9 protein-coding genes and 1 pseudogene are annotated in these 9,174 nt (G+C 73.8%); 8 read left to right on the top strand and 2 right to left on the bottom strand.

Features of this window, described 5'->3' with window-relative positions; genetic code table 11:
- The 7 genes and pseudogenes from H1A17_RS34320 to H1A17_RS08315 all read left to right on the top strand — a co-directional run.
- A pseudogene (locus tag H1A17_RS34320) lies at positions 1-261 on the top strand (ATP-binding protein); the annotation flags it as partial.
- The gene (locus H1A17_RS08340) at positions 261-680 is read left to right on the top strand and encodes a roadblock/LC7 domain-containing protein (protein ID WP_145921424.1); all 420 of its coding nucleotides are present in this window, start codon (positions 261-263) and stop codon (positions 678-680) included. The pseudogene H1A17_RS34320 and the gene H1A17_RS08340, both read left to right, overlap by 1 nt.
- Entirely contained in the window at positions 670-1,059 is a 390-nt protein-coding gene (locus H1A17_RS08335) for a DUF742 domain-containing protein (RefSeq protein WP_145921423.1), read from the top strand. The genes H1A17_RS08340 and H1A17_RS08335 overlap by 11 nt, the downstream gene beginning before the upstream one ends.
- A complete protein-coding gene (locus H1A17_RS08330; RefSeq protein WP_145921422.1) occupies positions 1,040-1,642 on the top strand; it encodes an ATP/GTP-binding protein in 603 nt (200 codons plus the stop codon). Before H1A17_RS08335 ends, H1A17_RS08330 begins: the two co-directional genes overlap by 20 nt.
- A gap of 110 nt (positions 1,643-1,752) precedes the next feature.
- Positions 1,753-2,784, top strand: coding sequence for a lactonase family protein (locus H1A17_RS08325; RefSeq protein ID WP_194821551.1), 1,032 nt, complete (start codon positions 1,753-1,755; stop codon positions 2,782-2,784).
- A gap of 165 nt (positions 2,785-2,949) precedes the next feature.
- Entirely contained in the window at positions 2,950-4,692 is a 1,743-nt protein-coding gene (locus H1A17_RS08320) for a substrate-binding domain-containing protein (RefSeq protein ID WP_194821550.1), read from the top strand.
- Positions 4,693-4,906: 214 nt separating this feature from the next.
- Positions 4,907-6,394, top strand: coding sequence for a sugar transferase (locus H1A17_RS08315; RefSeq protein WP_145921419.1), 1,488 nt, complete (start codon positions 4,907-4,909; stop codon positions 6,392-6,394).
- 42 nt (positions 6,395-6,436) lie between these two features.
- On the opposite strand, the gene H1A17_RS08310 is transcribed toward H1A17_RS08315, so the two are convergent.
- Positions 6,437-7,570 carry a PP2C family protein-serine/threonine phosphatase gene (locus H1A17_RS08310; RefSeq protein ID WP_145921418.1) on the bottom strand — a complete coding sequence of 378 codons (1,134 nt, stop codon included), beginning with the start codon at positions 7,568-7,570 and terminating at the stop codon, positions 6,437-6,439.
- Positions 7,571-7,664: 94 nt separating this feature from the next.
- Here H1A17_RS08310 and H1A17_RS08305 point away from each other — a divergent pair, with 94 nt between their 5' ends.
- Complete coding sequence (locus H1A17_RS08305; RefSeq protein WP_194821554.1) at positions 7,665-8,174, top strand: MarR family winged helix-turn-helix transcriptional regulator; 510 nt, start codon at positions 7,665-7,667, stop codon at positions 8,172-8,174.
- An 11-nt stretch (positions 8,175-8,185) separates the two neighbouring features.
- On the opposite strand, the gene H1A17_RS08300 is transcribed toward H1A17_RS08305, so the two are convergent.
- Complete coding sequence (locus H1A17_RS08300; RefSeq protein ID WP_309236730.1) at positions 8,186-9,172, bottom strand: cobalamin B12-binding domain-containing protein; 987 nt, start codon at positions 9,170-9,172, stop codon at positions 8,186-8,188.
- Positions 9,173-9,174: the final 2 nt, after the last annotated feature.

Raw genomic sequence — 9,174 nt, 5'->3', positions numbered from 1 at the left:
GTGGCCCGCCCCCCGCGCCCGCCGGCCGGCCCCGACACGCCCACCACCCGCTCCCCCGAGGAGGTACGGCGACAGATGTCGGCCCTGCAGGCCGGCACCGCCCGGGGACGGCTGGACAGCAGCGGCGTCCACCCGGTCCCACCGGCCCGGCCCGCCCCGACCACGGGCGGCGACCCGGGGCGGTCCGACGCCGGGGCATCCCCGTCGCCGGCCGGCCCGGTGGCGACGCCCGATTCGACCGCGACTGAGAGGGACGCCTAGTGGTGCACACGACACGGCAGAACGCCGATCTCGGCTGGTTGCTCGACGAACTGGTGGAGCGGGTGCCGGCGGCCCAGCAGGCGGTGGTCCTCTCCGCCGACGGCCTGCTGCTCGGTGCCTCCGCCGGGCTGGACCGGGCCGACGCCGAACACCTCTGCGCGCTGGCCTCGGGCTTCTCCAGCCTGGCCAAGGGGGCCAGCCGGCAGTTGGCCGCCGGTGGCGTCCGGCAGACGGTGGTGGAGATGGAGGAGGCGTACCTCTTCGTGACCGCCGCCGGGCAGGGCGCCTGCCTGGCGGTGGCCTGCGCGGCGGACGCCGACATCGGCCTGGTGGCCTACGAGATGGCGATGCTGGTCGTCCGGGTCGGCGAGAACCTGACCGCCCCGGCGCGGGCGGCGGGGCTCGCCGATGCGGGCTGAGCAGCCGGGTCACCAGCACGAGTGGCTGGACGGTGCGGCCGGTCCGGTGGTGCGCCCGTACACCCTCACCGGTGGCCGGGTGCGGCCCGCTGTCGGCGGCTTCGACCTGGTGGCCTTCGTGCTGGCCGCGGCGGGTGTCGACCCGTACGGCCAGCCGGGGCTGCAACCCGAGCACCGTCGGCTGGTGGAGTGCGCCCGGCAGCCGGTGGCGGTGGTGGATCTCGCCGCCGACCTGGATCTCGCCCTCGGGGTGGTCCAGGTCCTCCTCGGTGACCTGCTCGCCCGTGGGCTGGTCACCGTGCACGAACCGCCGGCCGCCGCCGGCCTTCCCGACGACGACATTCTCAAGGCGGTGGTCAGTGGACTACGTGCGCTCTGATCGCGACTCCTCAGCGGGCCGGCTGCCGCTGGCTCTCAAGATCCTCATTGCCGGTGGCTTCGGCGCCGGCAAGACGACGCTGGTGAGCGCGCTCAGCGAGGTCCGGCCGTTGCAGACCGAGGAGGTGCTGACCGACGCCGGCATCGGCACCGACGACCTGTCCGGGGTGGAGGGCAAGTCGACCACCACCGTGGCGATGGACTTCGGCCGGATCACCATCACCGACGATCTCCAGGTCTACCTGTTCGGCACCCCCGGGCAGGACCGGTTCTGGTTCCTCTGGGACGAGTTGGCCTTCGGCGCGCTCGGCGCGGTGGTGCTGGCCGACACCCGCCGGCTGGCCGACTGCTTCCCGTCGATCGACTACTTCGAGCAGCGCGGCATCCCGTTCGTGGTGGGGGTGAACTGTTTCGAGGACACCCGCCGGTTCGGTGTCGACGCGGTGCGGCAGGCGTTGGACATCGAACCGGAGGTGCCGGTGATGCTCTGCGACGCCCGGGACCGGCAGTCCGGCAAACTGGTGCTGATCTCGCTGGTCGAGCACGTGGCCCGGCAGCGCGGCGAACCGGTCCCGGTGGGCTGACCGGCCCCGCACCCCTGCCGGGCTGAGGAGAACCGGGTAACCAGGGATGCCGGCGGGCGATTGCGGGAAGCCTGGGGAGCGACGACGGGATTCGGCGGAGGGGTGGTTCGGTGACGGGGACGATCGTCCACATCGGCGGTTACACGGCGGACACGGGCGGGCGCGGGGAAGGCATCGTCGCCGCCCGGCGGGACCCGGAGACGGGGGAGTTGACCCCGCTCGGCACGGTCGCGGTGACCCCGGCGCCGTCCTTCCTCGTCCGGCACCCGTCCCGGCCGGTGCTCTACGCGGTCAACGAGCTGCCCGAGGGGCAGGTGAGCGCCTTCGCGGTCGACCCCGACGGCGGGCTGACCCCGCTGGGGGTCCGGTCGACAGGCGGTGCCGAGCCGGCCCACCTGGCGGTCGCCCCGGACGGCGGGCACCTCTTCGTCGCCAACTACGGCGGGGGCAGCGTCGCCGTCCTGCCGTTGGACGGGCAGGGGGTGCCCGGGGAACGGACCGACCTGGTGGTCCACCAGGGGCACGGCCCGGACCCGCAGCGGCAGGAGCAGGCGCACTGCCACATGGTGTCGCCCGATCCCGACGCCGGCCCGCTGCTCGCCGTCGACCTGGGCACCGACTCGGTCTACCGGTACGACCTGGACGCCGCCACCGGCCGGCTGACGCCGCGTGCCCCCCGGGTGCACACGGTCGCGGGCGCCGGCCCCCGGCACCTGGCCCGGCATCCCGACGGGCGGCGCTGCTGGCTCTCCGGTGAGCTGGACGCGACGGTGACCGCCTACGAGCTGACCGCCGACGGGGCGCTGCACCAGCGGGGTCGGGTGGATGCCAGCGGGCGGGCCGGTCACGTCCAGCCGTCGGAGATCACCGTCGGCCCGGACGGGCGGTTCCTCTACCTGGGCAACCGGGGGGTCGGCACGGTGGCGGTCTTCGCCCTCGACGGGGAGCTGCCCCGGCTGGTCGACGAGGTGGACACCGGCGGGGAGTGGCCCCGGCACTTCGCGTTCGCCGGTCGGCACCTGTACGTCGCCGACGAGCGGGCCGACATGATCCGGGTGTTTTGGGTCGACCCCGAGTCGGGCGTGCCGTCGCCGGTGGGTGAGCCGGTGCCCACCGGCAGTCCGACCTGCGTACTGCCCTGACATACGTCCGTCCGGGGTGGATCGGTGCCACGTCACGAGACGATTTGATTACTCAGAGTGCCGAAATAGTGATCAACTGTTTCTCCTGCGTAACTTTCGTCCGAACGGTTGTGGCAGTAAGCGCACGAGATACGCAAGATGGTCAGCGTGTCTGGCCGCCATCGCATGCGTTCAAGTATCCGTGGAGCGGGCGCCGCCGCGGCGGCGACCGCGCTCGTCGTCGTGGTCGGCGGCTCCTGGGTCGGTTACCAGCAGTTGGCCGGACCGTCCTGCTCGGGGGAGATCCAGCTCGGCGTGGCCGCCGCGCCCGAGGTCGCGCCGGCCGTCGAGGCGGCGGCGGCCCAGTGGACGACGGACGGGGCGGCGGTCGGTGGCACCTGCATCAAGGTGAACGTCACGGCCTCCGAACCGGTGGAGGTGGCCGCCGCGGTGTCTAGCAAGCACGGGGCCAGCCTCGCCGGGGTGGGGCAGGCCAGCGGCACCGCGGTCACGCCCGACGTGTGGATTCCGGACTCGTCGACCTGGCTGCTGCGCCTCAAGAGCGGCGGCGCCACCGCGTTCGCCCCCGGCAACGGCGCGTCGATCGCCCGCAGCCCGATCGTGGTGGCCATGCCGCAGCCGATCGCCAGCACCAAGTTCGGCTGGCCGGAGAAGAAGCTCACCTGGAACGACATGCTGCGCGCCGTACGCAGCGACAAGCCGCTGCGGGCCGGCATCGTCGAGCCGACCCAGGACGCCGCCGGGCTCTCCGGCCTGCTCTCCCTGACCGCCGCGGCCAGCGGCGGGGGCGGCGACGCCCAGCAGGCGACCACGGCCGCCCTGCGGGCGCTGGCCACCGGTCGCTCGGCGCTGCGGCAGGACCTGCTGGCCCGGTTCCCGCGCTCCAACGACCCGACCTCCATCGCCAGCGCGCTCGGTGCCGCCGCGCTGTCGGAGGAGGACGTCATCGCCTACAACAACACCAAGCCGCCGATCCCGCTGGCCGCGCTCTACCTGGAGCCGTCGCCGATGCCGCTGGACTACCCGTACGCGGTGCTCCCCGGGATCGACCAGGCCAAGGCGTCGGCCGCGAAGGTGCTCTTCGAACTGCTGACCACGCAGAGCTTCAAGAACCGGCTCGCCGTGCAGTCGCTGCGCGCCCCGGACGGCAACTGGGGTGACGGCTTCAAGGCGCCGCAGGGCGCGCCGAGCCCGGCCGGCGGCGGCACGGCCGTGCCCCCGTCCGGGGGGACCGCCGCCGGTGGCCTGGACCCGGTGGCCATAGACCGGGCGGTCTCCGGCTGGTCGATCGCCACCCAGTCCGGGCGGATGCTCTGCGTCATCGACGTCTCCGGCTCGATGAAGGCCCCCGTCCCGTCGGCCAACAACGCCAGCCGGGAACAGGTGACCGTGGCGGCGGCCAGCCGGGGCCTGAACCTCTTCGACGACTCCTGGTCGATCGGGCTGTGGACCTTCTCCACCGAGCTGGTCGGCTCGCGGGACTGGCGGGAGATCGAGCCGATCAACCCGCTGTCCGGCAACCGGGGCAAGCTGGAGCAGGGGCTCGCCGGCATCCGCCCGTCCAGCGGCGACACCGGCCTGTACGACACCATGCTGGCGGCGTACAAGACCGTCCAGGACGGTTGGGAGCCCGGCCGGGTCAACTCGGTGGTGCTGTTCACCGACGGCAAGAACGAGGACAAGAACGGCATCTCGCAGAGCGCGCTGATCAGCCGGCTCAAGCAGCTCAACGACCCGGAGCGCCCGGTGCAGGTGGTCATCATCGGCATCGGCAGCGAGGTCTCCAAGGCCGAACTCCAGTCCATCACCAACGTCACCGGTGGCGGCGCCTTCGTCACCGAGGACCCGTCCAAGATCGGTGACATCTTCCTGAAGGCCATCGCGTTGCGCCCGAACGCACCGCGCTGAGCCCTCGCACAGCGCTGGCGACCTGCCGCGCCGGGCAAACCGGTGCGGTAGTGCGCTTTCCGGCTCCGGCCGGATGACGAAAACTGACGGTAATGTGTCCGAGGCAATTGGTGAGCATCATTGTTGGGGCAGGATGTCGGGAGTGCTCCGGCGGCCGGCCCGTGGGGATGACCACCGGCTGCGGAGTCGACCAGTGTGATGTGGGGGAGGTTGGGTGACCTCGGCGACGCTGTCCACGCCCGTCCGTACCCCGCCGTCGGCACCCGGTGCCCGGCCGGCGGGTACCCGGTCACAGTCCAGCCAGCGGGGCTACGTACGGACGCTCGTGGTGCTGGACACCGCCGTGCTGTCGCTGGCGGTCCTCGCCGGCTACGCCACCCGCTTCGGCGACGCCGTGCCGCGCGGCTCGGAGATCCCGTACGTGGTGGTGGCGCCGGCCCTGGTGCTGGTCTGGCTGGTCTCGCTCAAGGCGCTGCGCTGCTACGACGACCGGGTGCTCGGCTACGGCGCGGACGAGTACCGGCGGGTCAGCGGGGCCAGCCTGCGACTGGCCGGTGGGGTCGCGATCGCCGGCTACATCTTCGACGTCGGGGTCTCCCGCGGCTTCCTCGGCATCTCCTTCGCCGTCGGCACGGTCGGGCTGGTGGCCACCCGGTTCGCCGCCCGCAAGGCACTGCACCGGGCCCGCTGCCGGGGCGACGGCTGGTCCCGCCGGGTGCTCGTCGTCGGGGACACCGCGCACGTGTTGGAGTTGGTGCACACCCTGCGCCGGGAGCCGTACGCCGGCTACCACGTGGTCGGCGCGTGCATCCCCGACGCGCTGCTCGCCCCGGTGCCGCAGCGGCTCAGCGACGTGCCGGTGGTGGGCTCCCTGCGGGGCATCCCCGAGGCCGCCGCCGCGATCGGCGCGGACACCGTGGCCGTCACCGCGTCCGGCGAGCTGACCGCGACCCGGCTGCGCCGGCTGGGCTGGCAGCTGGAGGGCACCGGGATCGACCTGGTCGTCGCCCCCGCCCTCACCGACGTCGCCGGCCCGCGCATCCACACCCGGCCGGTGGCCGGGCTGCCGCTGATCCACGTCGAGGCGCCCGAGTTCCGGGGGGCCCGCAAGCTGGTCAAGGAGTTCGTCGACCGGTCCGCCGCCGCCGTGGCGCTGGCGCTGCTGCTGCCCCTGGTGGCGCTGATCGCGTTGGCCGTCCGGCTGGACAGCCGGGGGCCGGTGCTGTTCCGGCAGACCCGGGTCGGGCAGGGCGGCCGGGAGTTCGGGGTGCTGAAGTTCCGCACCATGGTGGTCAACGCCGACGCGCTGCTGGCCGAGCTGGTCGCCCGCAACGAGACCAACGGGCTGATGTTCAAGATGCGCGACGACCCGCGGGTCACCCGGATCGGGCGGCTGCTGCGCAAGTGGTCCCTCGACGAGCTACCCCAGCTGGTCAACGTGCTGCTCGGTCAGATGAGCCTGGTCGGCCCCCGGCCGCCGTTGCCCTCCGAGGTGGCCCGCTACGACGGCGACGTGGCCCGCCGCCTGCTGGTCAAGCCGGGCATGACCGGCCTCTGGCAGGTCAGCGGCCGGTCCGACCTGAGCTGGGAGGACGGCATCCGGCTGGACCTCTACTACGTGGAGAACTGGTCGCTCGCCGCCGACCTGACCATCCTGTGGAAGACCTTCGGCGCGGTGCTGCGCGGGCGCGGGGCGTACTGACCGCCGGCCCGGCGTCGCTGCACGCCGGGCCCGCCGCCGGTCTCACTCCTGCGGGCCGGTCCAGTCCAGGCAGACGACCACCGCGTCGTCGACCAGGTCACCGGCGACGAAGGCGCGCAGGTCACCGATGAGCGAGCGGACCGCGTCCAGCGGCGTCACCGGTCCGGTACGCCGCAGGAACCGGTCCAGGGCCGTCTCGCCGTACCGGACGTGTTGCCCGGTCGCGTCGATCACGCCGTCGCTGAGTACGAACAGCCGGTCGCCACGGCGCAGCTCGAAGCTCTGGTGCTGGTAGTCGGTGCCCTCGAACATGCCCAGCGGGAACTGCTTGTCGAGCGCCTGCTCGCTGACCTCACCGTCGCGCAGCAGCACCAGCCGGGGCGACCCGGCGTCCACCGCCGTCAGCACCCCGGTGGCCAGGTCCAGCTCCATCACCAGTGCGGACAGGTGCTGCTCGCCCCGGTGCAGGGCGTAGACCGCCTGGTCGGCGAGGGCGACCTGGTCGGCGAGGGCCAATCCGCCCCGGCGCGCGTTGCGCAACGCGTGGGTGGCCAGCGCGGTGAGCATCGAGGCGGCCACCCCCTCACCGGTGCCGTTGATGGCCGACAGCCACAGCCGGGTGCCGTCGTCGGACCAGTCGAAACTGTCCCCACGCACCGCGTACGCCGGTTCGAGCTGGCCGGCGAGGCGGAACGAGGGCCGGTCCCGGCTGCGCCCCGGCAGCAGCTCCCACTGCATCTCGGCGGCGAGGGTGAGCCGGCGGGCCCGGCGGGAGGCCCGGTAGACGTCGGTGCCGGCGGTGACCGCGGCCAGTTCGTGCCCCAGGGCGGTGGCGATGCGGGTCAACTCGTCGACCGCCGTCCGGTCGTCGGGCACCGGGGCCAACCGCAGCACCCCGCGCCGCTCACCCCGCATGCCGACGGGGAACCAGCCGATCCCGTCGGCGAGCACCGGCTGCTGGTGGTCGTAGCAGCGCCAGGCCGGGTGACCGGGCCCGGTCAGCGGGTCGCCGCCACCCAGCGGCAGCAGCACCGACAGCCGGTAGTCGACCTGGAACAGCTCCACGTCGGTGATCCGGTAGGACCGCCCCAGTTCGTCGGCGAGCCGTTCCAGCAGCAGGTCCGCGGGTGACTCGGTCAGCACCCGTCGGGCCCGGCACTCGGGTCCGCTGGTCATTCACGCCTCCTGACAGCGCAGATCCCCTGGTACGGGGGGTAGTCTCGGGCCCACCATGGCCGAAGAAAGTGGTCCTGACGGACCAGACGTGAGTATGGCCGCCGAGCTGGACGCCGCGACAGGGGCCCTGCTCTCCGTGTGGGAGGCGGCCCGGGAGAGCACCACCAGCCGGCTGTCCAGCGCGCAGTTGCGCGCCGTCATGGTGGTCGAACGGCACGACGGGATCAACCTGCGCCGGCTCGCCACACTGCTCAACATGCTGCTCTCCTCGGCGAGCCGGCTCTGCGACCGGCTGGTCGCCGCCGGCATGCTGGAGCGGGAGCCGGGCCGGTCGGACCGGCGGGAGATCGCCCTGCACCTGACCCCGGAGGCGACCCGCCTCCTGGCCGAGCTGCGTCGGGACCGCCGGCAGCGGCTCGCCGCCGTGCTGGCCGGGATGAGCGGCGAGGGCCGGGGGGCGTTGCTGCGCGGTCTGGTGGAGTTCGACCGGGTGGCGCGGGCCCGGGAGGGGGAGAGCGGGCCGGTGGTCGAGTTACCGTCCGCACCGCCCCCGCCGGTCCAGGCCCGGCCCGGTAACGGCACCCCGGCGGCCCGTTCGGCCTGATCCGCCGGCGGTCACGGGGCGGCGGTCAGCAGGACCCGGGCCTGACGCAGGTAGTCCCAGGCGTGCGGGTGTTCGGTCAGCGCGGTGGCGCACACCCGGAGCATGGTGTCCAGCAGCCGGGCGCCGTCGCGGGTGTCGGGCACCTCCGTCTGCCAGCGGACGAACTCGACAAGCAGCCGCGGGTCGCCGATCCGGATCGCCGCGGCCAGCGCGTCGACCAGTTGGGCGACCGCGCCGGCGACCTCCTCGACCCGGTCCGCCTCCGGGGCCACCTCGCGGAGCACCAGCTGTACGAGGTCGCGGCGGCGGCGCAGCACCGCGACGTACTCGTCGGTGCCGGCCGCCGGGACGGGGCCGGTGTGCGGTGCCGGGAACGGCGGGCCGGCCAGCAGCCGGGCCGCGTCCCGGGCGGTCGCCCCCCAGGCGGCGGCGCCGACGGCGGCGGCCCAGCGGCCGTCCGGGCCGAAACCCGGGCCACCGGCCACCACCGGCACCCCGGCCGCCCGGCACGCCTCGATCATCCGTCCGGCCCGGATCAACCGGCTCGGCTGCACGCAGCTGAGCAGCACCGCGTCCGGGCCGGTCTGGTGCAGGTAGGAGACCAGGTGCCGGACCGGCACGCTGGCGCCGAGGAAGGTGACCCGCCAGCCGGCGGCGCGGACCACCTCGACGACGATCCGGGCGGCCAGCGCGTGCCACTCGCCCTCGACGCAGGCCATCACCACGTGCCCCCGGTCGCCGGTCGGGCCGGTGCGGGCGGCGACCGTCTCGACCACCCGTTCGCTGACGTGGGTGGCGGCGTGTTCCTGGGCGACGCTCCACCGGCCGGTCAGCCAGCGCAGTCCCACCTCGCGCTGGGTCACGGCGACCAGGTCCACCAGGACGTCGGCCACCGACGAGCCGGCGTCCAGCAGCCCGGTCGCGATCCGGGTGGCGGCGGGCAGGTCGGCCCGGTCCAGACAGTCGAGGTACGCCGCGACGACCTCCGGACCCACCACGG

The organism is Micromonospora sp. S-DT3-3-22, assembly GCF_015354745.1.
In the GTDB taxonomy this organism is placed as follows: domain Bacteria; phylum Actinomycetota; class Actinomycetes; order Mycobacteriales; family Micromonosporaceae; genus Micromonospora; species Micromonospora wenchangensis.
This window is presented reverse-complemented; position numbering and strand designations above follow the sequence as displayed.